At 72.1% G+C, this 22746-nt stretch carries 21 protein-coding genes and 1 pseudogene; 3 read left to right on the top strand and 19 right to left on the bottom strand.

Annotated features, from left to right (window positions below; all coding sequences use genetic code 11):
* The 6 genes and pseudogenes from L0H79_RS09315 to L0H79_RS09290 all read right to left on the bottom strand — a co-directional run.
* Window positions 1-607: pseudogene (locus L0H79_RS09315) on the bottom strand (hypothetical protein); the annotation flags it as partial.
* 89 nt (window positions 608-696) lie between these two features.
* Complete coding sequence (locus L0H79_RS09310; RefSeq protein WP_301484322.1) at window positions 697-1533, bottom strand: putative hydro-lyase; 837 nt, start codon at window positions 1531-1533, stop codon at window positions 697-699.
* Complete coding sequence (locus L0H79_RS09305) at window positions 1530-2396, bottom strand: biotin-dependent carboxyltransferase family protein (RefSeq protein ID WP_301484321.1); 867 nt, start codon at window positions 2394-2396, stop codon at window positions 1530-1532. Before L0H79_RS09305 ends, L0H79_RS09310 begins: the two co-directional genes overlap by 4 nt.
* A complete protein-coding gene (locus L0H79_RS09300) occupies window positions 2393-3049 on the bottom strand; it encodes an allophanate hydrolase subunit 1 (RefSeq protein WP_301484320.1) in 657 nt (218 codons plus the stop codon). Before L0H79_RS09300 ends, L0H79_RS09305 begins: the two co-directional genes overlap by 4 nt.
* A gap of 103 nt (window positions 3050-3152) precedes the next feature.
* Window positions 3153-3920 carry a LamB/YcsF family protein gene (locus L0H79_RS09295; RefSeq protein ID WP_301484319.1) on the bottom strand — a complete coding sequence of 256 codons (768 nt, stop codon included), beginning with the start codon at window positions 3918-3920 and terminating at the stop codon, window positions 3153-3155.
* 1 nt (window position 3921) lies between these two features.
* Window positions 3922-5154 (bottom strand): NRAMP family divalent metal transporter, encoded by a 1233-nt coding sequence (locus L0H79_RS09290; RefSeq protein WP_301484318.1) that lies wholly within the window; start codon window positions 5152-5154, stop codon window positions 3922-3924.
* A gap of 126 nt (window positions 5155-5280) precedes the next feature.
* Here L0H79_RS09290 and L0H79_RS09285 point away from each other — a divergent pair, with 126 nt between their 5' ends.
* A complete protein-coding gene (locus tag L0H79_RS09285) occupies window positions 5281-5994 on the top strand; it encodes a GntR family transcriptional regulator (protein ID WP_301484317.1) in 714 nt (237 codons plus the stop codon).
* Between the two features lie 110 nt (window positions 5995-6104).
* Here the strand turns inward: L0H79_RS09285 and L0H79_RS09280 are convergent, their stop codons facing one another.
* The 11 genes from L0H79_RS09280 to L0H79_RS09230 form a co-directional block, all read right to left on the bottom strand.
* Window positions 6105-6926, bottom strand: coding sequence for an FHA domain-containing protein (locus L0H79_RS09280; RefSeq protein WP_301484316.1), 822 nt, complete (start codon window positions 6924-6926; stop codon window positions 6105-6107).
* Window positions 6923-8236, bottom strand: coding sequence for a VWA domain-containing protein (locus L0H79_RS09275; protein ID WP_301484315.1), 1314 nt, complete (start codon window positions 8234-8236; stop codon window positions 6923-6925). Before L0H79_RS09275 ends, L0H79_RS09280 begins: the two co-directional genes overlap by 4 nt.
* Window positions 8229-9416: a protein phosphatase 2C domain-containing protein gene (locus tag L0H79_RS09270; protein WP_301484314.1), complete on the bottom strand. Its 1188-nt coding sequence runs from the start codon at window positions 9414-9416 to the stop codon at window positions 8229-8231. The genes L0H79_RS09275 and L0H79_RS09270 overlap by 8 nt, the downstream gene beginning before the upstream one ends.
* A gap of 148 nt (window positions 9417-9564) precedes the next feature.
* Complete coding sequence (locus L0H79_RS09265; RefSeq protein WP_301484313.1) at window positions 9565-11991, bottom strand: serine/threonine-protein kinase; 2427 nt, start codon at window positions 11989-11991, stop codon at window positions 9565-9567.
* Window positions 11988-13184: a hypothetical protein gene (locus tag L0H79_RS09260; RefSeq protein ID WP_301484312.1), complete on the bottom strand. Its 1197-nt coding sequence runs from the start codon at window positions 13182-13184 to the stop codon at window positions 11988-11990. Before L0H79_RS09260 ends, L0H79_RS09265 begins: the two co-directional genes overlap by 4 nt.
* The gene (locus tag L0H79_RS09255; protein ID WP_301484311.1) at window positions 13181-14233 is read right to left on the bottom strand and encodes a glutamate ABC transporter substrate-binding protein; all 1053 of its coding nucleotides are present in this window, start codon (window positions 14231-14233) and stop codon (window positions 13181-13183) included. The genes L0H79_RS09260 and L0H79_RS09255 overlap by 4 nt, the downstream gene beginning before the upstream one ends.
* Entirely contained in the window at window positions 14230-15510 is a 1281-nt protein-coding gene (locus L0H79_RS09250; RefSeq protein WP_301484310.1) for a hypothetical protein, read from the bottom strand. The genes L0H79_RS09255 and L0H79_RS09250 overlap by 4 nt, the downstream gene beginning before the upstream one ends.
* A complete protein-coding gene (locus L0H79_RS09245; protein ID WP_301484309.1) occupies window positions 15507-17195 on the bottom strand; it encodes an AAA family ATPase in 1689 nt (562 codons plus the stop codon). The genes L0H79_RS09250 and L0H79_RS09245 overlap by 4 nt, the downstream gene beginning before the upstream one ends.
* A 4-nt stretch (window positions 17196-17199) precedes the next feature.
* On the bottom strand, window positions 17200-17850 hold the full coding sequence (locus L0H79_RS09240) for a hypothetical protein (protein WP_301484308.1): 651 nt from the start codon (window positions 17848-17850) through the stop codon (window positions 17200-17202).
* Window positions 17851-17928: 78 nt separating this feature from the next.
* Window positions 17929-19185, bottom strand: a complete 1257-nt coding sequence (locus L0H79_RS09235) for a toxic anion resistance protein (protein ID WP_301484307.1) — start codon at window positions 19183-19185, stop codon at window positions 17929-17931.
* 274 nt (window positions 19186-19459) lie between these two features.
* Window positions 19460-20257: a class III extradiol ring-cleavage dioxygenase gene (locus L0H79_RS09230; RefSeq protein WP_301484306.1), complete on the bottom strand. Its 798-nt coding sequence runs from the start codon at window positions 20255-20257 to the stop codon at window positions 19460-19462.
* A 195-nt stretch (window positions 20258-20452) separates the two neighbouring features.
* On the opposite strand from L0H79_RS09230, the gene L0H79_RS09225 reads away from it, so the two are divergent.
* Window positions 20453-20944, top strand: a complete 492-nt coding sequence (locus L0H79_RS09225) for a DUF1269 domain-containing protein (RefSeq protein ID WP_301484305.1) — start codon at window positions 20453-20455, stop codon at window positions 20942-20944.
* 36 nt (window positions 20945-20980) lie between these two features.
* Window positions 20981-21331, top strand: a complete 351-nt coding sequence (locus L0H79_RS09220) for a DUF308 domain-containing protein (protein WP_367652453.1) — start codon at window positions 20981-20983, stop codon at window positions 21329-21331.
* Between the two features lie 84 nt (window positions 21332-21415).
* Here the strand turns inward: L0H79_RS09220 and L0H79_RS09215 are convergent, their stop codons facing one another.
* Together L0H79_RS09215 and L0H79_RS09210 are read right to left on the bottom strand one after the other, a co-directional pair.
* The gene (locus L0H79_RS09215) at window positions 21416-22579 is read right to left on the bottom strand and encodes a S1C family serine protease (RefSeq protein WP_301484304.1); all 1164 of its coding nucleotides are present in this window, start codon (window positions 22577-22579) and stop codon (window positions 21416-21418) included.
* A gap of 54 nt (window positions 22580-22633) precedes the next feature.
* Window positions 22634-22717 (bottom strand): SHOCT domain-containing protein, encoded by an 84-nt coding sequence (locus L0H79_RS09210; protein ID WP_301484323.1) that lies wholly within the window; start codon window positions 22715-22717, stop codon window positions 22634-22636.
* Between the last annotated feature and the right edge of the window lie 29 nt (window positions 22718-22746).

The following is a 22746-nucleotide window of genomic DNA, read 5'->3' as shown; positions in this document are numbered from 1 at the left end:
GTATGGTGATGCCCGGCTCTCGCGCGACCGCGTCGGCGAACCGCTGGCATCGGTCCCCAACGCCGCTGGGGCAGTAGGCGGTTCCTTCGAGCCCGACTCGCACGGTGACCTCCGGGTCGGCATCGGGCAGGGCCCGGACCGCCAAGGAGCACCGGGTGCTGCCGGTGCGCATGATGCGTCCGACACAGGCGGGCGCAGCTGCCTCGCAGGCGCCCGTGACGGCCTCGAAGCCCTTGTCGGAGAAGGTCGCTCCGGTGACCTGCACGGCATAGCCCGGTGGGATGTCGGGGCTGTCGGTCTTGGTGACGATCCAGCTGACGTCGACGCACTGGAGCGCCGCGTCGGCCTCGCTGGTCGTGGAGTCCCCGCCGATCGGCAGCCGGGGAAGGCTGACCGCGACCGGCTGGACGTCATCGCGGGTGCGTGTCGGCGAGGCAGTCGTGGTCGGCTCCGGTGCTGGCGACGAGAACGTGGTCACCGACGTGAAGGTCTGCGGCGACGGCGGAGGCGGCGGCCCGGCGCAGCCCGCGAGGACCGCCGCGAGCGAGACGGTCGGGGCGAGCAGGAGCATGCCGGATCGCAGTGCCGTGCGCAGTTGGTCGTTCACGATGATGCCCCTGCCTCGACAGGCGTCGTGGTGCGGCGCGTGCTTCCACGGTGCTCCAGCGATGCCCCTGTGTCCAGCGGGTCACCGGATCACGGCACGGCGTACCCACTGTCGCGGGCATCGGTGACGAGCATGTGCCCCGGCGAGTGGGTGATGGCGATCTCGGGACGTGACTCCATGACCATCGCCTGGGGGGTCACCCCGCATGCCCAGAAGACCGGCACGTCACCCGGCTCGAGGACCGGCGGGTCGCCGAACTCCGGTGCGTCGAGATCGCTGATCCCGAGACCGCCAGGGTCACCGACGTGGACCGGAGCGCCGTGCACGGCGGGGTAGCGCGAGCTCACCCGTACGGCGTCGGCGACCTGGGCGGCCGGGATGGCCCGCATCGACACGACGAGCGGCCCACCGAGTGCCCCGGCGGAGCGACACCTTCTCGAGGTCACGTACATCGGCACATTGCGCCCTGCATCGATGTGCCGGACCGGAACTCCCGCCTCCAGGAGCGGGTGCTCGAAGGTGAACGAGCAGCCGACGAGGAAGGTCACCAGGTCCTCGCGCCAGTGACCGGTCGCGTCAGGCACCTCGGCGACGAGCTCGCCGCGCTCGTAGACCCGGTAGAGCGGCACGTCGGTGCGGATGTCGCCGGCCCCGGACTTGCCGCCGAGCACCCCGCCGCGTACCTCGCCGGAGTCGAGGACGTCGAGGATCGGGCACGGCTTGGGGTTGCGCTGGGCGAAGAGCAGCATGTCGAAGGCGAGCGCCTTCGGCACCGCGATGACGTTGGCTTGCGCGTAGCCGGCGCACCACCCCGACGTCGGGACGCTCAGCCCGGCGGCGAAGAGGCGGCGAGCGTCTCCGGGCGACAAGGCCGCCGGGTCCTCCGGCAGCGAGGGGGCTTGGTGTGTGGACAAGTTCGTGCTCATCGGTTCTCCCATCGGAATCGGACCTGCTGACCCGGTCGCAGCTGTGCAGCGCGGTCGATGTCTGCCGAGCGGACGACCCCGATCACGGGGTAGCCGCCGGTCACCGGGTGGTCGTTGAGGAACAGGACCGGCTGCCCGCCCGGCGGCACCTGGATGGCCCCGCGCACCATCCCCTCGCTCGGCAGCTCGGCCTCCGCCCAGTCGGTATGCCGCTCAACGGGCTCACCCTCGAAGCGGATCCCCTTGCGGTCGCTGCGTCCCGAGACGACCCAGCAGCTCTCGCCGAGCGCCTCGGGGCGGGCGAACCAGTCGCGGCGGGGACCGGGCAGCACGGCCAGCTCGACGGTCCCCGACCCGGGAGGTGGGACGGGAGCGACGTCGACGTTGGGGAAGGACTCGACGGCCTCGCCGACGGTGAGCCGGTCGCCCGCGGCGACCGCGGCCGGCCCGAGCCCGGACATCGTGTCGCTCGAACGCGAGCCGAGGACCGCGTGGACTGCCAGCCCGCCGCGTACGGAGAGGTACGTGCGCAGCCCGGTGGGCGGCATACCGAGCCTGAGCTCCTGGCCGTCGCGGAACGTGAACGGCGCGGCGTGCGGGACCGGACGCCCGTCGAGAGAGCCCGGGGCAGGTGCGCCGGTCAGGCACACGGTCAGGTCACCCTGGGCGCGCACGTGCAGCCCGCCGAGGGTGACCTCGAGCGCGGCGAGACCGGGGCGGTTGCCCAGCAGGCGGCCACCGAGACGGTACGAGTCCTGGTCGGCGGCGCCGGCCCGGCCCACCCCGACGGCCATGTGCCCTGGACGTCCGGCGTCCTCGAGCAAGGTGAGCGGACCCGGGGCGAGGACCTCGACGAGGCTCATGAGCGGGCCGCCACGTCGACGAACTGCACCGTCGTGCCCGGCGTCAGCAGGGCGGGCGGGTCGCGGTCCGGGTCCCACAGCGGGGCGTCGGTCGTGCCGAGCAGCTGCCAGCCGCCGGGGGACTCGCGCGGGTAGATCCCGCTGAACTGGCCGGCGAGGCCGACCGCCCCGGCGGGCACCCGCGTGCGAGGCTCGGCGCGGCGCGGCACCTCGAGGCGGGGGTCACCGCCGACGAGGTAGGCGAACCCGGGCGCGAAGCCGCCGAACCCGACCTGCCACGACGTGCCGGTGTGGGCCGCGACGACCTGCCTGGGGGTGAGCCCGACGAGCCGGGCCACCTCGTCGAGGTCGGGGCCGTCGTAGCGGACGTGGATCTCGACAGTGCGCATGTCCGCATCGAGAGTGCGCTTGTCCTCGTCGAGAGTGCGCATGTCCGCATCGAGAGTGCGTGCCACGTCGCGCACTGCCGTCCCCAGCGCACCGAGGTCCGCGCCGGGCCGGGAGACGAGCAGGACCGTGCGGGCCGCGGGGACGAGGTCATCGACCGAGGCCCAGACGCCTTCACCGCGGCGCACGAGCGTGGCGAGGCGGGCTTCGAGGGCGAGGACCTCGCCGATGTCCGACACTTGGACGAGCAGGGCCGTGTCGCCCATGGGGAGCACCCGAGGGTGCACCGCGGAGCCGCTCGCCGACGCCGTCGGTGCGGTCGGTGCGGTCGGTGCGGGACTGGCGGCGGCAGGTATCGGGCCGGCCATGTCAGCCACGTCCCGCGAAGGGCTCGATGCGGATGTCGGCCGAGGTGAGCGCATCGCGGACCGCACGCGCCATGGCGACCGCTCCGGGGGAGTCGCCATGCGTACACAGGGAGGCGGCTCGGACCACGACGTCGGTGCCGTCGACGGCCGTGATCCGACCCTCGGTGACCAGCCGGACCATCCGGGCGGCCACCACCTGTGGGTCGGTGAGCAGCGCGCCCGGCTCGCGCCTGGATACGAGCGTGCCCTCGGGGGTGTAGCCGCGGTCCGCGAACGCCTCGCCGACCGTGGCCAGGCCGGCTTCGGTTGCTTGGCGCAGGAAGGCCGAGCCGGGCAGCCCGAGCACGGGCAGGCCGGCGTCGTAGGCGACGACGGCCGCGACGACGGCCGCCGCCTGCGCCTCGTGGTGGACGACCGTGTTGTAGAGGGCCCCGTGCGGCTTGACGTAGGCCACTCGGGTCCCGGCAACCCGGCACATCGCCTCGAGCGCGCCGAGCTGGTAGAGGACGTCGGCGGTCAGCTCGTCCGGGGCCATGTCGATGAAGCGGCGCCCGAACCCGGCCAGGTCGCGGTAGCCGACCTGCGCGCCGACGACGACGCCACGCTCGGCCGCCTGGGCGCAGGTGCGCTGCAGCGTCAGGGTGTCGCCGGCGTGGAAGCCGCAGGCGACGTTGGCGCTCGAGACGATGTCGAGCATTGCGGGGTCGTCGCCGAGCTGCCAGGTGCCGAACGACTCGCCGAGGTCGGAGTTGAGGTCGATGGCGGTCATGTCAGCCCCACAGCTTCTGCAGGCCCGCGATGGACTCCCAGCCGAGGAACAGGGTGAGCAGCCAGGCCAGGACGCCGATGCTGAGCAGCCACTTCGGGTAGACGTAGCCATGCAGCAGGTCGCGGCGCCGCCAGGCCACCCAGAGGATCGCGGTGAACCCGATCGGCAGGATCAGCCCGTTGAAGCCGCCGGCGAAGATGAGCAGCTTGACCGGCGCCTTGCCGAGCAGCAGGAAGAGCACCGAGCACAGGACGATGAAGGCGACCGTGGCGAGGTCGCGGGTCCGCTCGGAGGTGCGCTGGGTGGTCAGGAACGAGATGCTCGTGTAGCTCGCGCCGATGACCGAGGTCAGCGCTGCGGCCCAGAAGATGATGCCGAAGGCCCGGAGCCCGAACTCGCCGGCGGCGTACTGGAAGGCGCTCGCCGACGGGTTGTCCGCGGCGAGGGTGGCGCCGGCGTGGACGACCCCGAGGACGGCGAGGAAGAGGATGGCGCGCATGACGCCGGTGACGAGGACCCCGATGACGGACGTCTTCGAGATCTCGGTGGCGTGGCGCCGCCCGACCCGGCCGGAGTCGACGAGCCGGTGCGCCCCCGCGTAGGTGATGTAGCCGCCGACCGTGCCGCCGATGAGGGTCGTGATGGCGAGGAAGTTGATGCTCTCGGGGAGCACGGCGTTCTTCAGGGCGAGCCCGACCGGTGGGTGGCTCGTGACGGCGATCCAGGTCGTGAGGGCGATCATCACCACGCCGAGGATGACGACGATCCGGTCGAGGGCGGCGCCGGCCCGCTTGACGAGGAAGATGGCGATGGCGATGACCGCGGAGATCATCGCCCCGATCTTCGGCTCGAGCCCGAACATCGCGTCGGTGCCCAGGCCCGTGCCGGAGATGTTGCCGATGTTGAAGACGATGCCGCCGAGCAGGACGAGTGCCGACAGCCCCCAGCCGAGGCCGGGGACGATCCGGTTGGTCAGCTCGTTGGCGCGCAGCCCCGAGACGCCGATGACGCGCCAGACGTTCAGCTGGACCGCGATGTCGACGAGGACGGAGGTGACGATGACGAACGCGAACGCGGCCCCCATCTTCATGGTGAAGTCCGTCGTCTGGGTGATGAACCCCGGCCCGATCGCCGAGGTCGCCATGAGGAACATGGCACCGAGCAGCGCGCTGCGTCCTGCCGTTCCGGTGCCGGGTGTGTCTGTCTGCTCGGCCTGGGTCAGCTTGTCGTCCATACCGTGTGGCCTTTCGGGGTTCCGTGGTCACCTCATTGTGACCAGTCACACAACACTAGAGGATTGTGGAACAATATGGCAATACCCAAATCCAAAAACTCTTCGATGTCGTCGTAGAGTTGTCGCGTGTCCAATGATGGCCTCGCGGCAGCTCTGCAGCATCTCGACCATCTCGCGGCGATGCCCTCGGCGTCGGAACGGGTCGCGGAGGTGCTGCGGCAGCAGATCGTCGGTGGCGCCATACGATCGGGGACGCGTCTGACCGAGGAGACGATCAGCGCGCGGATCGGCTTCTCGCGCAACACGATCCGTGAAGCCTTCGGGATGCTCGTCGCGGAACGCCTGGCCGTGCGGGAGCCCCACCGAGGCGTCTTCGTCGCAACCCCTTCGCGAGGCGACATCCAGGACCTCTACGCGACGCGCCAGCTCATCGAGCCGGCCGCGCTCGAGTTCGGTCCGGGATGCTCGCCGGAGGCGGTCGCCCAGCTGCGTGCCATCGTCGTCGCGGCCCGCGAGGGACGCGATGCGGGTCGCCCGGAGGCCGTCGCCGAGGCGAACCAGCGCTTCCACCTCGCCGTGGCGCGGATGGGGCGCAGCGTCCGTGCCGATCAGCTCATGCTCGGCGTACTCACCGAGATGCGCCTCGTCTTCCACCTCATGGACGACGACCGCCGCTTCCACGAGCCGTACCTCGAGCGCAACGCAGCCATCGTCGACCTGCTCGAGCAGGACCGGCGCCCCGAGGCCGCGGCGGCGCTGCGCGAGTACCTCGCCGATGCCGAGCGGCAGCTGGTCGAGGCCCTCGACACCGACTGGGCCGATCGAGCTCGGCGATCCTGACCGAGCGGGCCGGTATACCGACCCGCTCGACCTCGAACGGTCCGTTCGGTCAACCAGTCTCGGTCAGCCAGTCGGTCAACCTGTCTCGGTCAGCCAGTCGGTCAACCCCGTCAGCCGAAGGTCTCGACCTCGTCCGGCGTCGCCCGGCGGACCACGACGCGGGTCCAGGCCCCGACGTAGAGGCGGTCGTCGTCGTCGAGCTCGCGCTTCGGGCCGACCGTGATCGGCTGGTCGGGCAGCGACCCCGACGCCGCCCCCACGAACGTGCCGTTGGACGAGGCGAGGTCCTCGACGAACCACCGCGACCCGTCCGTGGTCAGCTGGGCGTGCCGCCGGCTCACCCCTGGATCGGTCGACAGGTCGATCTCGGGGTTGGTGTTGCGGCTCGACGAGACCCGGCCGAGCAGCAGGCTGCGATGGCGCAGCGGGATGATCGTCGGCAGCCCGGGTGACGGGCACGGGTCCTCGGCCTCCTGGGTGCCGTACCAGTCGGGGTCGACCCAGACCTCGGCGACCCACTCGAACGACTCGCCCCGCTCCGGCGCGTCCGCCTCGCTGAGGGCGGCAGCAGCGGCCTGCGCGGCGCTCCCGCGCGGCATCGCGCCCGTCGTGAAGTCGTAGCCACACGCCTCGCAGAAGAGCGCGCCCTCGGAGTTCTCGGTGTGGCAGTTCGGGCACTCGAGCCCGCTCGGCGTCACTGCTGCGGGAAGCTCGGACGCGGGTGCCGGCGCGTCGAGGTCGAGGGAGGACCCGCCAGCGGGTATGCCGCTCACCCCGCTCACGCCGGTGCCCTCCTCGCCCGCCCGGGCGGCTTCGCCGGCAGGGACCCCAGGCGCGGCCGGGGTGACGGCGGACGCGTCGATGGGCGATCCGCACGTGTCGCAGTAGTCCTCGGCCTGCGATGTGTGGCCGTTGGGGCAGACCGCGCTCATCGGCGCACCCGGGTCGTCTTCGTCGAGGCGGTGTCGAGCGACATCTCGTCGATCTTGGACGCCGACTTCTTGAGCCGCACCGTCCCCGTGTCGGCGTCGTCGACCTCGACGACCTTCTTCAGCCGGGTCGTCATCTCGTCGTTGCCCGTCTCGTCGGCGAGCTGGACGGCCCGCCCGAGCTTGGCGGTCGCGACCTCGTCCTGCCCGGCGGCCTTGGCGGCCAGCCCCTCCTGGATCGCCTCGGCGAGCTCGGCCTGCCCGGTGTAGGCGGCGACTGCCGGGTCGATCCGTGTGGTCAGGGAGTCGTCGCTGGACCACTTCGCCTTGACGAGGCCCTGCGCGAGCACGTCGTCGCCGATCGAGATCTGGACCCGCGCGGCCAGCTGCTCCTGACCGATCGTCCGGGCGGGCAGGCGCACCGCGACGTGGTAGTCGCGTGACTCGTCGGTCCACGCGCCGGTCGGGTAGGCGCCGGTGAGCAGGTTGATCGGGGTGCGGCGTGCCGTGAGGTCCTCGAGCGTCGGCGAGACCTGCTTGACGAAGAGCAGCTCGGCCCCCTGGGGCACCCAGACCCGCAGCTCCGCCGAGGCGACGCCGCGCGCCATCGAGGCTCGCATCATCGCCTCGAACTCCGCCGCCATCTCCTCGGGTGCGGGGATGATGTCGACCGTGCCGAGCAGTGCCGAGGCGATCCCCCGCACCTCCTCGACCCGCCATTGGTCCCCGACGCCGCGGCAGTCGCACTGGAAGACCCCGACGCACGACTGCAGGGCGGTCTGCAGGGACGCCGCGGTCTCGCCCTCGTTGACCCCGTCGGTGAGCAGGATCGCGTGCCGCTTGGTCACGTGGGGGACGGTCTCGAAGATGCGCCGCGCCAAGGTGAGCCAGGTCCCCATCGCCGTGCCGCCGCTGGCCCGAAGCAGCTCGACGGCCCGGATCGCCTCGCCGCGGGTCTGCGGAGACATGACCGCAAGGGCGCTCTGGCGCGAGACGGGATAGACGATCTGGGCGGTGCCGTTGCCGGACACGACGGCGAACAGGGTGCCGTCGGTGATCTCCTTGAGGGCTGCGGTCGCCGCGACTCCGGCTTGCTGGACGCCGCGCCGGCCCATCGAGCCCGACGTGTCGATGAGGATCACCTCGGCAGCCGACCCGTCGGCCCGCGGCGGGCTCGCCGTCGAGCCCGCCGGCCCGCTCACCGTCGAACCTGCTGCGGCGCCGGCGCTCGTGATCCGCACGATGCCGTGCACATCCGTGCCGCCCGCGGGCAGGAACTCGTTCTGGAACACCTCGGCGGTGAAGTCAGCCATGGGTGGGCTCCCCTTCCTGGGTCGCGGTGGCGCCCGTCGCTGCTCTCGATCCTTGCCCGGCCAGTCTCGCGAGGGCAACCGTGATGTTGTCGCGACCACCCTTGTCGTTGGCGAAGTCCACCAGGGCCTGCGCGAGCCTCTCGGGCTCGTCCCCGACCGCGGCCGTCGTCGTCGCGACGAGGTCGCGAAGGTCCCCGGGCTCGGAGCAGTAGTTCCACAGACCGTCCGAGCAGACGAGCAACCAGCCCGGTGCGTGCGGAGCGATGGTCGTCAGGTGCGGGGTCAGGTCCTCGGGTGCGTCCGGGCCCAGCCACCGTGTGATCGAGTGGGCCTGTGGTCCGTTCTCGGCCTGCTCGCGAGGCACCCCGGCGCGGATCCGTTCGGCGGCGAAGGAGTCGTCCTCGCCGAGCTGGCGTGCCGGCTCGGTCGCGTCGTCGGGCAGCCAGTAGACGCGGCTGTCGCCGACGGTGCCCGCGACGAGAGTGCCGGCTTCGACGACGGCGGCGGCGAAGGTGCACGACGGTGGGTTGGGCACGGGCTCGGTGACGGTCGCCTTGACCGCCTCGTTGGCACGCAGGACGGCGGTGGTCAGGGCGCGTGCGGTCGCGGCCGCCCGCGCCTCGGGCGTCCCGACGCCGCGGGCGAGGGGCTGGGACAGCTGGTCGCGCGCCTCCTGCGCCGCGGCGAGCGAGGCGATGTGGGAGTCGGTCGCCATCGAGACGCCGTCGCAGACCACGAGCACCGCGCGGGCTCCCATCGGCTCGTCCGCACAGAGCGCCATCGCGTCCTCGTTGCGGGTATGCCGCCGGCCGATGTCGCACACGCCGGCGACCCAGGTGCTCGGTGCCTCGGTGAAGTGGTTGCGGGGGTCCGGCGGCGGGGTGCCGCAGTGGTCGCAGTAGCCATCGACGATCCGGCCCTGGCCGCACGCCCGGCACAGATCGTCCGGCTGCTCCACGACGCCGCCCGGGACGGCGCCGGTCCACCCCGTGTCGAGCGGCGACTCGTCACCCGGTGGTGCGGTCTGTGGGGTCGCCGCGGAGGCGAGCGGGTCGAGGGTGCGAGCCGCGGCCGCATTGCCGGTCAGGTCGGCCCCGCACGCCTCGCAGAAACTCGCCCCGGCGTCGTGGGGTGCTCCGCACGACCGGCAGCTCGGGAGCGCCTGCGCTGGGTGGGTCATCGGTCCGTCCCCCTGTGTCGTCGGATGCTCAGCATGGCCTCATCCCTGCGTCCTGTGGTGCCCGCTCGACCGGACGCGGTGCCCGCTCGACCCGGGATTGGTGCCCGCGCCCGATCGGGGGTTGGTGCTGCTCGAACGGAAGCGGGGGTCACAGCAGGCTCCAGGGTCGGATCGTGTTCGCCTCGTCGACGAGCCGGACCCGCTCCCCGAGCTCGGTAGTGTGCCCGGCGAGCTCGCGCAGCGACTGTTCCAGCCCGAGGCGCAGCTGCGGGACCGTCGCCTTGTGCGGCCCGATGAGGGTCTGCGCCGAGCTGCCGGCCTTCGCGACCCGGGCGAGTGCCTCCCGGTAGATCAGGGTCGTCACCTCGGCCCGATGCCGCGGGGCCATCGCGGTTTCGGCCATCATGCTCATCGCCTCGGCGAGGTCGGCCAGGTTGCGGTTGGCCCCGGTCAGCAGCTCGGCCAGGCCCGACCGGGCCGTGCGGTACGAGCTCGACTCCGGCGGGACGAGCCGGTAGGCCGCGACGGCGCCCTCGACGTCGCCTCGCCCGGCGCGGATCCGGGCCAGGCCGAAGGCCGCCATCGGCACGTATGCGGCGTCGGTGCGGGCGCAGGCGACATACAGTCCTTCGGCGACCGTGTCGTCGCCGGCCTTCTCACTCGCGTGGGCGAGGGCGAGCTTCGGGGCGAGCTCGCCCGGCACCTGGCCGTAGACCGCGTTGAAGGCGGCCTGTGCAGAGCGGAAGTCGCCGCGCTTGAGGGCCGACAGGCCCTGGACCCACACGGCCCGCCACTCCCACGGGTCGGCGGCCAGCAGCTGTCCCGCGGCGAGGTCGGCGACGTCGGTCTGTCCGGTCTCCAGGCCGGCGTGGGCCCGGGCCAGCAGCACCTCGGTCGAGTCCTTCGGCGGGCGGCTCAGTCGCATGAGCCGCTCGGTCGGCGTGCCGCCGATCGTCTGCAGCCACCCGGTCAGCGGGTCGTGCGGGTCGACCCGCAACGCCGGCAGGTTGTGCCAGTCGTCCGCGTCGTCACCGGTCCTCGGCGACTCGAACAGCAGTGAGGTGACGGTCGACGTCGCCGCGCCGGCGCCCCGGTCGATCGCGACGACCTCGCGCAGCACGCCCACCATCTGGGACCGCATCTCGTCTGCCGAGACGAAGCGGTCGTCACGGTTCGGGGCGCACGCCTTGGCGACCAGGCGGTAGAACGAGTCGTACTTCTGCAGGACGGGGTTCGAGTCCTGCGGGGGCAGGACGTTGAGGTAGGTGGACTGGTAGCCCCGGAACTCCATCGTCAGCACGACGAGCGTGCGCCCGATGGTGTAGATGTCGGAGGCGACCGACGTGCCGAGCTCGGGGACCTCGGGCGCCTGGTAGCCGATGGTGCCGAAGATCGCCGAGTCCTCGTCGTCGATCCGCCGGACGCCGCCCAGGTCGATCAGCTTCACCTCGTCGCCGACCTGGATGATGTTGTCCGGCTTGAAGTCGCAGTAGACCAGGCCGAGGTCGTGCAGGTACTGGAACGCCGGGAGGATCTCGAGGATGTACGCCAGTGCCTGGTCGACCGGCAGCGGGTTGTACGCGCCGACCTGCTGCATGCGGTGCTTGAGGATCGACTTGAGCGAGGTGCCGCCGATGTACTCCATGACGATGTAGCCGTCGTCCTGGTGCGTCACGAAGTTGTAGATCTCGACGATGCTCGGGTGCGAGACCTGGGCCAGGAAGCGCTGTTCGGCGATCGCTGCCGCGAGTGCGTCCGGGTCGGCCGAGTTGAGCAGACCCTTCAGGACCACCCACCGGTCCGAGACGTTCTTGTCCTGGGCCAGGTAGATCCAGCCGAGGCCGCCGTGGGCGAGACACCCGGCGACAAGGTACTGTCCGGCGACGAGGTCGCCGGTGTGCAGCTTGGGATCGAACGAGAACGGGTGCCGGCACGTGGCGCAGAACCCTGTCGTGCGCCCCGGCCGCCCGTCGCGGCCACGGCCGACCGGCTCTCCGCACTTGGGGCAGAACCGCTTGCCCTCCGGAACCGTCGGGTCGGTCAGCAGGGCCTTCTCGGCGTCGATCGCGGGGGCCGGGCGCACGCTCGTGATGCCGCCGCCGAGCCGGGCCGCGCGTAGCCGCTGCGAGCCGGTCAGGCGCCGGGTCGCGATGCTGCCGGCCTGCCGGGCCCGCCGGGACCCGAGGGCCGTCGCGGCAAGGTTGCTCGAGGCGGTCGACCGGGTCGAGAGCTCCGGGCCGGTACCGGCCGCCATGGTCGCCTCGTCGGCGAGCTGCACGTGCCCGACCTGGGTCGCCGGGGTGCCGCACACGTCGCAGTAGCCGTCGTCGATGTGACCGGAGCAGCCTGGCTGGTCGCACGGGGTGCCGTCGGGTACGCCGGACGCCGAGCCTGCCGGGCTCGCGGGTGCGGGCCGCGCCGGTGCGGTCGCGACCGAGGCGCTCGCGCCGGTGGCTCCGGTGGCGGCCGGCGTGACGGCGGGCACCTCGGGGGTGCTCGTCGCCGCCATCCCGCAGACGTCGCAGTAGCCGTCGACGATGGTGCCCGGACAGCCGGGTTGGGTGCACCTGGTCATGGGGCTGCCTTTCGGGAGCGGGGCCGGGTCGCCGCGTCGACATAGGCCTGGAAGGCAGCCACGAGGGCGCGGGCGCGGTCGAGCCGGACGGGGGCTGTGGCGAGCACGTCGTCGAGCCGCGCTCCCAGCTCGTCGAGGTCGTCCTTGCTCTCCGGCGTCAGATGGGCGCTCGCTGCCATCGCGGCGACGGCTCCCACGAGGCCGACGATCTCGTCGCGCTCGGCAAGGCCGGCGGCATACGCCGCGTGGGCGAGGTCGAGCGCGCGCGCGACCCGATCGAGCCGGTGGCGGTATGCCGCCAGCTCGGCCGGCGCCTGTGGCACCGGTCCCAGCGCGCGCACGTTCGGGATGGCCAGGTGCGGGGCCGGATCGATCGCGGCCACGCAGGCCCGCTCGAGCGCGCGGATCGCCTCGGCGCGCGCGTCGAGCTCGGCGACCCGCTGGGTCTGGCGGGCCCGGTCCTTGCGGGCCTCGGTGCGCTGGGCGGCCGCGACGATGAGATCGCGCTCGAGGACTGCGGCGTCGATCTCGAGAGGTGCGATGATGCCGCCCGTGTCCGCTCCGCGGCGGGCGCGCTCGGTCAGGTCGAGCAGGCGCCGGTCGAGCCGGCCGAGCGAGGTGCCGGCCGCATCCCGCTGGCTGCCGGTGGGGACGAGCGGCAGCTGGTCGCGGATCCGCTCGAGGGTCTGGCGCAACAGGGTGATCCGTTGGCTCGCCTCGGCGACACCGGGAGCCAGCGAGGCCCGGGCCTGCAGGGTGCGCGTCAGCGAGTCGAGCAGTCGGCAGGCCTCCGGCAAGCTCACCGCGAGCGAGCCGGCGCCCGGGACGGAGAGCGACTCGGTGACGGCGCCGCCGAGCCGGCCGTGGATGAGCGTGGAGAGCCGCTCGGCCTCCGCCGGGCCGACGCGGCCGCCGTCGAAGACGGTCTCGAGCAGCAGATGACGGTCGTTGATCGCCTTCCAGAAGGTGAGGGCCACGGTCAGGTCGGTCGTGATCGCGGCCTGCTCGTCCGGGGTGAGGCGAAGCACCGCGGCATCGACGGCGTCGAGGTCGGCGCGGCGCTGGCCCACCCAGACGCGCAACGCGCCCAGGTAGGTCTGGGCGGCGGCCGGGTCGACCGGGACGCCGAGGGCACCGGGCGCCGGCGGCGCGAGGAGCGCGTCGCCGAGCGGTGCCTGGGCAGGGCTGGTCATGAGCGGCCGTACACCGCCTTCGGCGGAGCCGGCGCTTTGCCGAGCACGCTGCGCAGCCACCGGTCGTAGATCGCCGTCCACCGGCCGTCCGTCATCATGTCGGCGAGCAGGCGGTTGACGTAGCGCACGAGGTAGGTGTCCGCCCGGTTGAAGGCGAGGCCGTACGGCTCGTCGCTGATGGCGGGGGCCGACGTGACGACGGCATACGGGTCCTGTGCGGCCAGGCCGGCCAGCACGATGTCGTCGCCGGTGATCGCCTCGACCTTGCCCTGCTGGAAGAGGGCGAGGCAGCCGGTGTGTGTCGCGGCGGTGACCGGGATCGGACCGTTGACCTTCTTGAGGTTGGTCAGCGACGAGGTGCCCGCGGGCGCGCACACCCGTTGCCCCTTGAGGTCCTCGAGGGTCTTGGCCGGGTTGCCCTTGGCGACGAGGACCTTCTGCCCCGAGTGGTAGTACTCCGCGGAGAACGCGACGTGCTGCCAGCGGTCGCAGGTGATCGTCATGTTGCGGGCGACCATGTCGATCTGGCGCTTCTCGAGCAGTGGGATGCGGTCGGCGGCCGTGATGACCCGTAGGCGGATCTTGCCCGGGTCGCCCAGAAGGCTGCCCGCGACAGCCTTGGCGATGTCGATGTCGAAACCCTCGATCTCGCCCGAGAGCGGGTTGCGCGAGCCGAAGAGGTAGGTGTCCGCAGAGACCCCGACGACCAGGTGGCCGTGGTCCAGGATCGTGCGGACCGTCTTGTCGGTGATGGCGGACCTTGCGGGGATGCTCGGCAACGGGTCGTAGGTCTGCAGGGGGTTGTCGCAGGTGACGGGCGGGGTGGGCGCCGGTGCCGAGCCGGACGGCGCCGCGGGGGGTGTCGGGACCGGCGTCTCGGCGTAGGTCACCCCGGTGCAGGCGGTCAGGCTCGCCAAGGCGGCGGTGGCGAGCAGCGCGCGGGCGGTGCGGTGGGTGCGGCGATTGCGGTGGGTACGGCGTGCACCGCCGCGACGGTCGGGACGCGCGGCGGGGCTGGGGGCCGAGGCGTGCTGCGGGCTCGTGGTCACCGGTACTCCTCGATCCGCTTGCCCATACCCCGGATGACCAACCAGCAGGCGATGAGCGACAGCAGGGCGATGCCGGCGGCGTAGGCCGGCGCGGCGCCGCCGAGCCCGTCGATCCGCTGGATCGCGGTCTGGCTGGCCTCGTCCCGGGCCGCCGCGACGGCCTTGTCGAACTCGGCGAACCGGGCGCTCGGTGCGGTGGCCTTGGGGTCGGTCGCGAGCGCGACGGCGCCGTCCCAGCTGCCGCCGTCGTCCAGCTTACGGATCTGCTGGTGCCCGCCGACGTAGGCCTGCCACTGCTTCAGCAGGGCGGTGCTGTAGCCCGTCAGGGCCTTCTCGACGGTCGTGGCGTTCTGCTGCCAGGCCTTCTCGTAGGACCCGCCCGACCCCTGCTTGACGAGGGTCAGGCTCTCGTTGGCGCGTGCGTCGTTGGCCGCGGTGCTGACCTTGGCGAGCAGGACGGTGTCCTGGTACTGGTTGGTGCGCACCGCGGTGGCGGTCGCTGCGACCGTGCCGATCGTCGACAGGGCGACGACCAGGGCGAGCGCGAGCAGCACGATCGCGACCGAGAGCGGCGCGTTGAGGTACCGATGCGTCCGGCGGGCGAGCCAGACGGCGATGCCGAGCAGGACGAGGACCGAGCCGACGCCGACCAGCAGCAGCCCGCTCGAGTCGGCCCGGTCGAACTCGGCCTGCGCGCGGCCCTCGTTGGACTTCACGATCGCGTCGAGGATCGGTATCGCGTCGCTGCGCAGGCCGGCGCTCGCCTGGGTCAGGTAGGTGGCGCCCACGGGCAGGCCGAGGCGGTTGTTCGAGCGGGCCTGCTCCACGAGCGTGGCGTAGGACTGCACCTTGACCGCCAGCGCCGCGAGTGCGTCGGCATCGGCCGGCTGGGCCGCCGCGGCCTGCGTGATCCCCTGGGCGACGGAGGTCATCGCCCGGTTGTACTCGGCTCGCTGCTCGGTCGGCTCGAGACCGCCGACCAGGAAGGCGTTCGTGGCCAGGGCGTCGGCGCGCAGGAGGTCGACCTGCATCGTCTGGGCGCGCACCACCTGCGCGATGTTGGTGGCGGCCCGGTCGGCCGCGGCGCGAGAGCCGATGAGCGCCTGGGCGCAGACGGCACCGAGGACCAGTGCCACGATGACGGCGACGGCGCCGAGCAGACGCATCCGACCGGGAGTGCCGTGGACGAGGGAGCGCACGGCGTTGCGGGCCTCGGTCGCCGTCCGGGGGGCGGTCGGCAGCGAGCCCTGGATCGTGCGCGGCGCGCTCACGCTCATCCCTCATCCTCCGTCGCGGTGGTCGTGCTCGACCCTGCCGGATCGGATGCGCCGCCACCATCCGGGGTTGCCCTGACCGGGCCCTGATCGCCGGCTGGGACCGGGCTGGGCCCTTGGTCGGGCGATGGGCCTTGCGCGGGGGAGGGGCTTTCGTCGGTTGCCGGCTCTTCGGCGGGCGGGGTGGGGTCGGGGTGCTCGGTGAAGTCGTCGGCGATGAGCAGCCGCAGCTCGTCGCGGGTGGGGGCGATGACGTCCTTGAGCCGCCAGGCGTGGCGGGCGACCGCCGCCTCGAAGAGGTTGCGGGCGAACCGGCCGTTGCCGAAGGCGGGTGTCCGCGGGGTCGCCTCGAAGGTCTGGCGCACCCGGCGCTCGGCGTCCTCGGTCAGCTCGTAGTCCGCGGCGGTGGCGATCGAGACGAGGATCGCGAGCAGCTCGTCGTCGGAGTAGTCGTCGAACTCGATCGTCGTGGTGAACCGGCTCGCGAGACCAGGGTTGCTCGCGATGAATCCGGCCATCGGGTCGGGGTAGCCGGCGACGATCAGGACGAGGTCCTCGCGGTGGTCCTCCATCTCCTTGACGAGGGTGCCCACCGCCTCCTGCGCGTACTGGTCGCCGGTCAGGCTGTACGCCTCGTCGATGAACAGCACCCCCCCGACGGCGCGGGCGCACACCTCGGCGGTCTTGATCGCGGTCTGGCCGACGTAGCCCGCGACGAGCTCGGACCGGTCGACCTCGACGAGCTGGCCCTCGTCGAGCAGCTCGAGCGCCTTGTAGATCGAGCCGACGAGCCGTGCCACCGTCGTCTTGCCGGTGCCGGGGTTGCCGACGAAGATCAGGTGCCGCGAGAGCCGGTTCTGCTTGAGACCGGCCTCGACCCGCAGCTTCTCGACGGTGAGCAGGGCGACCTGCCGGTGCACCTCCTTCTTGACCCGGTGCAGGCCGATCATCGCGTCGAGCTCGGCGAGCAGCTCCTCGACCGTCCGCTCCGGCTCCGCGGGCTCCCCGGGAGCCTCCGCAGCGGGCTCGCTCGTTGGGTCTGCCTGCGTGGCAGCAGGATCCATGCGATTGGGTATGCCGCTCAGCTCGCTCGGCGTGTCAGCCACGGGCCCGGTGGGCTGGGGCTGGGGGCCGAGGCCCCACGAGCGCAGCACTGCATCGGTGCCGGGCCCGGCGGGCAGCTGCGGGAGCAGCCCCGTGGGCCGGGCGCTGCCCAGGTCGGGAGCGGGGAAGGTGGGCGCGGGTGCCGACGGGACGCCGCCGGGACGTGCCGGTCCGTGGGTCGCGCCGAGGTAGGCCGCCGAGGCCGCGGCGGCGTTGGCGGTCACCGTGATGCTCGGCTCGCCGAGGGTGCACGCGGCCGCGGCGACTTCGGTCAGGGCGCTCGCGTAGTCCTGCGCGGCCGGGTGCCGGGCAGCGACCAGTGCGCTGAGCAGCGCAGTGGGGTGCTCGCGCCAGCGGCGCCCCCGGACGGCTGCGTCGAAGAACATGCGGTTGACCGCCGCCAGCCCGCTCGTGCCCGGCGCGGCGGCCTCGATCCACTCGCTCGGGGCGCCGGGCGCCGACTCGGCGAGCGCGGCGGCCACGCGCAGCCCCTCGTCCCGCGCCGCTGCGGGGTCGAAGCCCGCACCGCGGGCGACCTGGGCGATCCCGGTGAGGCTCTGCTCCAGGGCAGACACTGACGTCATCTCGCTACTCCGGGGGTGCCAGGCGGCGGGGGAGGGGCTCGCGGCCGGAGCCGCTGCCCGGGTCGCCGGTCAGGTCGGTGCCCGAGCCCGGCGGCACGCCGTGGTGCGCGTCATGGCGCTCGCCGGGAGGCATCGTCTGCGGGGTCGGGTCCGGCGCGTCGAGCCCGAGGGACCCGCCACCGGAGCCCGCCCCGAACTTCTGCTCGAGGAACTGCCCGTGCACGATGATCGCCTCGGCGTCGGCCCGCAGCACGGCGTCATACACCTTGTCCATCGTCGCACCGAGCAGGTCGAGCTGGTCGACGAGGAGCATCACCGAGCTCTTGCCGTTCGCGATCGGGCGGGTGTCGGCCCAGTCGCGGGGCAGCCGCAGGTAGTTGCCGATCGCGACGGGCAGGTAGTCGGTGGCGGTCGCCATGACGCTGTAGCCCTGGGCGCTGCCGATGCCGAGCTCGGCGAGCCGGGGAACCGTGTCACGCACGATCCGGGTCACCCGCAACAGCCGGGACAGCACGACGCCGGGGACCTGCCCGTCGCGGGCCTGCTGTTCCACCCCGGCGAGCGCAGCGCGCAGCTGGTCCTCGCTCGGCGGCCCCGGGCGCAGCGGGACCGGTGCTTCGGGCTCGCCGCGCCCGAACCACGATCGGATCCCCACCCTGCATCGTCCCTTCGTCGTTCGTCGGCCCGGCTGCTCGGTCGGCCGGTGCGGTCAGTGCGTCGTTCCGCGAACCGCTCAGCGGTGCGACCCGCCGAGGTCGAGGGCCCCGCCCCCGGCACCGGCGGCCTGTCGCTGGTCGTGGGCCGCGACCCGGTCGAGGTAGTCCCGCGACTTGGCGACCTCGGTCTCGAGCGTGCCGATCGTGGCGGCCATCGTGTCGAGCGCCTTGACCTTGAAGGTGTCGATGGCGTCCATCGTCTCGTAGATGTTGGCGAAGGCCCGCTGGAGCTGCTCGATCCCGATCGTCGAGCTGGCCGACTGCTCCTGGATCCGGGCGGAGTTGCTCTTGAGCATCTCGGAGGTCCGCTCGATCAGGCCCGAGGTCGTCGTGTTGAGCGCGGTGATCTGGTCCAGGACCAGCTGCTGGTTGTTGAGGGCCTGCGCGACGATGACCGCCGTGCGCAGCGCCGACACGGTCGTCGTGGTGGCCCGGTCGACACCCTTGATGAGCTCGATGTTGTTCTTGATGATGATGTCGATGGCGAGGTAGTTCTGGATCGACACCGCGAGCTGGGTCAATAGGTCCTGGTGCTTCTGCCGCACGTAGAACAGCACGTCCTGGCGAAGCACCTCGGCCTTCTCGTGGTCGGTGGCGTCGAGGGTCGCGATCTCGGCGGACAGCTTCGCGTCGAGCCGCTCGGCGACGTAGACGTACTGGTTGAGCCGGCCCATCGACTCCCAGAGCGCCTTCTTCTCGAGGTTGAGCGCGACGTTGTCCTTCTGCAGCTCGTCCTGGCCCGACTGGAGCGAGTGGATGACGCCGTTGAGGTGCTGCTGAGCGGACTGGTACTTGCGGAAGTAGTCGGTGACCTTGTCGCCGAACGGGATCATGCCGAGCAGCTTCTTTGCCCCGGTGGCCTGGCTCGGGTCGAGGTCCTCGACGGTGCGGCGCAGGTCGAGCAGGGTCTTGCCGACCTTCGAGCCTTGCGAGAGCGCTCCCTCGTTGAGGGCCTTGACCGGCATCCGGAGCATCCGGTTGGACGACTCCGCGGCGAAGCGGACCTCGTCGTTGCCCATGGTGCGCACGTCGGCCGCCTTGGCCTCGAACTGGGGCGAGCGGGGCTCGGCCTTCAGGAGCGAGTCGAGATAGCCGTCGACCTTGGCATCCAGGCCCGGCAGGGCCGACTCGGGGACGGCCGGGGCCATCTTCGGCGCTGCCGTCTCGACGACGAGCTGCGGCGGTGCGGGCGCGGTCAGGGTGAGGCCCTCCGGCGGTGCGAGCGGAGCGGGTGCGGCCGCCGCGGCCTGGGCACCGGTCGGCTGGTCGGTCATGAGGTGTGTGTCCTTCCCCTTGTCTCCGGCCCCGTACCCGACGGGAGCCGGCAAACCGAGCCCGCTGGACGGCATACGGCTGCTCAACGGGGCGTAACGGCCACTCTACGGTGCGCGCGGGGTCGGTGAACCGTCACCTGCTGGAGTTCGGAACGGGTGGACCGCGACCCGAAGTCAGGGGAGGTTCCGGGTCGCGGCCACGCTTTGGGGACCCCACGCCCGATGAACGCATGGGGGCTGGGGGTGTGTTCCCGCCGGGTCGGTTCGCGCCTGTTCACACGAACTGCCAGGACCGCTTCGACAGTCCGAACCAGAAGCCGTCGATGACGCTGCTGTTCTCGAGCCCACCGGACTCGTAGGCGGCGCCGAGGGTCACGAAGAGCGGCGCGAAGTGCTCCGTGCGCGGGTGTGCCTCGCGGGCGGCCGGGGCCCGGGCGAGGAAGTCGAGCAGTGCGTCGACGTCGCGGGCGGCCATCGCCTCGCGGGCCCACTGGTCGAACTCGGCGCTGGCCTGCGGCGGGGTGCCGTCCGGGTCCTCCCTCGGGTGGAACCAGCGCAGGTTGTGGGTCGTGAAACCCGAGCCGACGATGAGCGTGCCCGCCTCACGCAGCGGGGCCAGGCGTCGGCCGATCTCGAACAGGCCCCTCGGGTCGAGGGTCGGCATGGACAGCTGCAGGACCGGCACATCGGCGGCGGGGAACATCTCCTTGAGCGGGACGTACGCACCATGGTCGAGGCCGCGCGACTCGTCGCGGTGCACGGGGGTGCTCGCGGCATGGCCAGGGGTGGTGAGCAGCTTCGTCACGTCATCGGCGAGGGCCGGGGCCGGCGGGGCGTCGTAGGTGACCTCGTAGTACCGCAGCGGAAAGCCCCAGAAGTCGTAGACGAGCGGGGCCCCGGTGCTCGAGCCGAGCGTGACGGGGGCGTCCTCCCAGTGCGCGGAGACCATGAGGATGTTCCGCGGCTTCTCGAGCGCCTCGGACCACTGGGCGAGCTCGGCCGTCCAGCGGCGGTCGTCGGCAAGTGGCGGCGCGCCGTGGCTCAGATAGATGACGGGAGCACGATCCTGCATGGGCACACCTCGTTCGATCGAACGCTGAAGTCGACAACCCGGATGCTCGACCCAGAATTCCCTCGCGGCCAGTACCAACCTGGACTGCGACCCGTCGGCGCGCCGAGCCGCGGCCGGTGGATCGTGCTCTCACGATATGTTGCCGGGAGCAGCACCGACGCCAAGTGTCGGAGCCCACATTCTCAAGGAGCGCTCATGTCCGACCTCATCGTCCTCGGCTATGACAACCACGACAACGCGAAGGCGGCCTACCAGAAGGTGCTCGACCTCCAGCGCGACTTCGTCGTCGGCCTGAAGGGGCTGGCCGTGGTGAGCGTCGATGCGGAGGGCAAGCGGCACGTCGACACGCCCGGCAAGATCGTCGGGGTCTCCGCGGCGTCCGGCGCCTTGTGGGGCATGCTCTTCGGCCTGCTCTTCCTCGTTCCCGGGTTCGGCCTGCTCGTGGGCGGGCTCATGGGCGCCGTCTCCGGCAAGCTGGCCAAGTCGGGCATCGACAAGGCGTTCAAGGAGCGGGTCGAGAGCATGCTCGAACCGGGCAAGGCGGCGGTCGTGATCATGGCCACCAAGATCACCGAGGACAAGTTCTCCGCGGCGATGTCCAGCTTCGGTGGGACGGTCCTGCAGACGTCCCTGTCCGACGAGGACGAGCAGGAGCTCGCCGCGGAGCTGGCCGGGACCGAGTCCTGACCGTCGACCGCGGCGGCCACGTACCCGGGCTTCTTCCTGGCCGCCCCGGGTGGCGCGCTCCTGTTCGTGATCGGGCTGTTCATCGTCCGCAACCCGGTCCTCGGCGCCGCCACCCTGACATTGCTGGCCGGCTCGCTCTTCTTCGCCAGCGGCCTGACCCGCATCGTCACCGCCGTGCAGTCCAGTCAGAGCCGGTGGATCGTGCTGATCTCCGGCGCGGTCTCGATCCTGCTCGGCGTGTGGGTGCTGTTCAACTTCAAGGCAGCCACGGTGAGCCTGCTCGGCACCCTGCTCGGCATCCAGACCCTCGTCGAAGGCATGCTGCTGATCGCTGTCGGCCGGCTGCGGCCGACCGTGGAGGCCCCGAAGGAGGCCCCTGCCACCTGACCGTTCATCTGTAAGGACCACCCGAACCCCCTCGGCAGGTAGCGACCGAGGGGGTTCGGTGCGTCGCTGGTGGCAGCTCCGCTCTCAGCGGGGCTCGCCGAGCACGATCTTCGCGTCGCTGCGTTTGCCGTCGCGCCAGACCGTGACGGCCACCGTGTCGCCGACGCTGCGGGTGAGGGTCTTGACGACGAGCTGCTCGACCGACTGGGCCGGTTGGCCCTCGACCGCGACGATGACGTCGCCGGCCCTGATGCCGGCCTGCTCCGCCGGGCCACCTGGGGCGACCCCGGTGACGAACAGGCCCTGCGGCACGGTGTCGCTCTCGACGACGAGCGGTCGTGCGGTGAGGCCGAGGTCCGGGTGCATGGCCCGTCCCGAGGTGATCAGCTGGTCGGCGATCGGCTTCGCCAGGTCGACCGGGATGGCGAAGCCGACGCCGACACTGCCGCCCCCGGCGCTGCCTTCCGGGCTGGGCACGACGGCGATGGCGGTGTTTATCCCAACGAGCGCGCCGCCGCAGTCGACGAGCGGTCCGCCGCTGTTGCCCGGGTTGATCGCGGCGTCGGTCTGGATCGCGTCGACCAGGTGTGCGGCGGGGCCGGTCTCGGACGGCACCGACACGAGGCGCCCCAAGGCGCTGACGATCCCCGTCGTGACGGTGCTCGACAGGCCGAGCGGCGCGCCGAGCGCGACGACCGGCTGGCCGATCCGCAGCGACTCCGAGGAGCCGATCCGGATCAGCGGCCGGTCCTTGCCCTCGTCGCCGGCCCTGAGCACGGCCAGGTCGGTGGACGGGTCACGGCCGACGATCGTCGCCTCGCTCTGTGTTCCGTCGGAGTACTGGACGGCCACGGTGCCGCCGCCGCCGGCCACCGAGGAGATGACATGGTCGTTGGTCAGGATGTACCCTCCGGACCGGACCAGCTCACCGGTGCCGTTGCCGGAGCCGGACCGTCCCGACGTCAGGACGGTCACGACGGACGGCAGCGTGCGGTCTGCCACCACGGTGCCGCGGCAGACGCGCTCGTCCGTCGGGGACAGGCTGGAAACGGTCAGCGCGCCGATCGCGCCGCCGACCAAGCCCGACGCGAGCAGCGCCGCCATCGCGGCCCCGCGCGACCAGGGTGTCCGGGTGTTCGGCGCCTCTTCGGGATGGGTGCCGTCGGGACCCACCTGCTCGGGCGGGGTCGACTGACGTGTCTGCCCTGCTGGTGTGGCCTGCTGCGGCAGGTCGGCGTCATCCGGCATCGGTGCGGGTCCTCTCGTGTCCGGCGACGAAGGATGTCCGCCGTGCGTGGCTCGTCAGCGCAGCAGTTGCGCCTTCTTGACCTCGAACTCCGCCTCCGTCAGCACCCCTGCGTCGCGTAGCTCGCCAAGCTGGCGCAGCTGGTCGATCAGAGTCTGCGTGTCGAGGA

This window comes from Intrasporangium sp. (genome assembly GCF_030452765.1).
Lineage (GTDB): Bacteria > Actinomycetota > Actinomycetes > Actinomycetales > Dermatophilaceae > Intrasporangium_A.
This window is presented reverse-complemented; position numbering and strand designations above follow the sequence as displayed.

Excerpts from the sequence above, each read along its gene's own strand:
- L0H79_RS09225 (WP_301484305.1), top strand. The coding sequence starts at position 20,453 with ATGTCCGACCTCATCGTCCTCGGCTATGACAACCACGACAACGCGAAG.
- L0H79_RS09305 (WP_301484321.1), bottom strand. The coding sequence starts at position 2,396 with ATGAGCCTCGTCGAGGTCCTCGCCCCGGGTCCGCTCACCTTGCTCGAG.
- L0H79_RS09215 (WP_301484304.1), bottom strand. The coding sequence starts at position 22,579 with ATGCCGGATGACGCCGACCTGCCGCAGCAGGCCACACCAGCAGGGCAG.
- L0H79_RS09280 (WP_301484316.1), bottom strand. The coding sequence starts at position 6,926 with ATGAGCGCGGTCTGCCCCAACGGCCACACATCGCAGGCCGAGGACTAC.
- L0H79_RS09260 (WP_301484312.1), bottom strand. The coding sequence starts at position 13,184 with ATGACCAGCCCTGCCCAGGCACCGCTCGGCGACGCGCTCCTCGCGCCG.
- L0H79_RS09310 (WP_301484322.1), bottom strand. The coding sequence starts at position 1,533 with ATGAGCACGAACTTGTCCACACACCAAGCCCCCTCGCTGCCGGAGGAC.
- L0H79_RS09235 (WP_301484307.1), bottom strand. The coding sequence starts at position 19,185 with ATGACCGACCAGCCGACCGGTGCCCAGGCCGCGGCGGCCGCACCCGCT.
- L0H79_RS09270 (WP_301484314.1), bottom strand. The coding sequence starts at position 9,416 with ATGACCCACCCAGCGCAGGCGCTCCCGAGCTGCCGGTCGTGCGGAGCA.
- L0H79_RS09290 (WP_301484318.1), bottom strand. The coding sequence starts at position 5,154 with ATGGACGACAAGCTGACCCAGGCCGAGCAGACAGACACACCCGGCACC.
- L0H79_RS09275 (WP_301484315.1), bottom strand. The coding sequence starts at position 8,236 with ATGGCTGACTTCACCGCCGAGGTGTTCCAGAACGAGTTCCTGCCCGCG.
- L0H79_RS09245 (WP_301484309.1), bottom strand. The coding sequence starts at position 17,195 with ATGACGTCAGTGTCTGCCCTGGAGCAGAGCCTCACCGGGATCGCCCAG.
- L0H79_RS09230 (WP_301484306.1), bottom strand. The coding sequence starts at position 20,257 with ATGCAGGATCGTGCTCCCGTCATCTATCTGAGCCACGGCGCGCCGCCA.
- L0H79_RS09265 (WP_301484313.1), bottom strand. The coding sequence starts at position 11,991 with ATGACCAGGTGCACCCAACCCGGCTGTCCGGGCACCATCGTCGACGGC.
- L0H79_RS09295 (WP_301484319.1), bottom strand. The coding sequence starts at position 3,920 with ATGACCGCCATCGACCTCAACTCCGACCTCGGCGAGTCGTTCGGCACC.
- L0H79_RS09250 (WP_301484310.1), bottom strand. The coding sequence starts at position 15,510 with ATGAGCGTGAGCGCGCCGCGCACGATCCAGGGCTCGCTGCCGACCGCC.
- L0H79_RS09300 (WP_301484320.1), bottom strand. The coding sequence starts at position 3,049 with ATGGGCGACACGGCCCTGCTCGTCCAAGTGTCGGACATCGGCGAGGTC.